This is a genomic window from Treponema sp. R6D11, from assembly GCF_054786075.1.
The window spans coordinates 1-727 of the sequence record NZ_BDHD01000597.1; the positions used below are offsets into that span (position 1 = coordinate 1).

The following is a 727-nucleotide window of genomic DNA, read 5'->3' on the forward strand; positions in this document are numbered from 1 at the left end:
CTTTGAGACCTCGCCCGTTCATCGCAGTATCCCGTGTTCTCATCGCGGTGGTGTCACCAGACACAAAGATATATTAGGTTTTTGTTTAATGAATGTTGGGGCGAGATAGGACGAAAGAAAAAAACAATGCGTGCATGTATGTCCGCGCACAAGGAGGAATCGGTTCTAATCAAAGCCCAAATATCTTCTTTATCAAGGGAGATAGGCTTTGCGTCGACGATTTTCAAAAGACCGCATACATATACGAACCGTCTCATATCTTCGACTGGATTTGCAGGCGTTCGGGCAGCCATAAAAACAACTTTAAAGACATACAAGACAAAAACATCAGGCTAGTTAGAATGGTTATACCAACATGGCTAAATCTTTTATTCAAACGAAATTATATAGACAATAACGACAAGTTTCAAAACGATAAAGTCAAACTAGCAGACAGAAACAAAGGCGGAATCTCATATGGGCTAAAAGGCACATATCTTCGTCTTTTTTGCGAGACTACGCTATATACTGACCAAACTTTCCTCGACTCTTCGGAGACGATAACGAGGCTTGTGAACTCATATGCAGAGGCAGATAGATTCCCGCAAAGAGAGTATAATAAACAAATCGTTGCCGATCTTCTAAAAAAACTAAACCTATCCAATGATGATATTTCTCTAGTAAGCGAATATGACCAAGAACTAATTGATATATTGCAAAAACCGCCTGCTGTTCGAAGTGTATTAAA

The 727-nt window shown here is 39.8% G+C and carries 1 protein-coding gene; it reads left to right on the forward strand.

Translation table 11 applies throughout. The annotated features are described in order from the left end of the window. Window positions 1-134: 134 nt before the first annotated feature. Window positions 135-727: hypothetical protein (locus ACYVTD_RS14935; RefSeq protein ID WP_461248504.1), on the forward strand; the 593-nt coding region annotated here is incomplete at its 3' end.